The sequence below is a fragment of the Synechococcus sp. R3-13 genome, from assembly GCF_047462195.1.
GTDB lineage: Bacteria > Cyanobacteriota > Cyanobacteriia > Thermostichales > Thermostichaceae > Thermostichus.
Map to the genome: position 1 here is coordinate 1 of NZ_JANSIO010000366.1, position 530 is coordinate 530.

Here is a 530-nt window from a genome sequence, read left to right on the forward strand (position 1 = left end):
AACCTAGCCTTGCATCGAGTACGAGCTTTCCCCCTCAGCCGGATTCGGCGCAACTCTACGAGGGATCCCAGCCCAGACCCCTGGCGGTAGGATGTCAACGAACTCGAATGACATCCCTTCGCCTTCACATCTGGACACACTTTATACTCAGACTTTTAAGTCTGTACTCCGCAACTTTGCTGAACCTACTGCCCTCTTTGCAGGGCTGCCTGATGGGGATCCACATTGAGAAACACGGTGGCATCTCCCTCGACGCGGATGATGCGCAAAGGGGGCAGCGAGCCCGTCGGGTTTTGGATGCGCTCTTGCAGCTTCTCGTAGAACAGCAGATCCGCCAGTTGCGCGTTCTGCGCTGCCGCTTGTCCTTTCAGCTCAATGGCCCGCTGGTTGGCCGCCGCCAAGATCAGCAGCCGCTCGGTCTCTTTTTCCTGAATTTGCGCCCGCACTGCCGCCGTTTGTGCTGTAATCGAGGCCACCTGTTTGCGTTCAATCGAGTCTCTTAGGTTGTGTTGATCTTTCATTTGAGCCAA

Annotated in this window: 1 pseudogene; it reads right to left on the reverse strand. The window is 56.0% G+C overall.

Going from position 1 to position 530, the window contains the following annotated elements:
- Positions 1-185: 185 nt before the first annotated feature.
- Positions 186-530 (reverse strand): annotated as a pseudogene (locus NW856_RS11050) (prohibitin family protein); the annotation flags it as partial.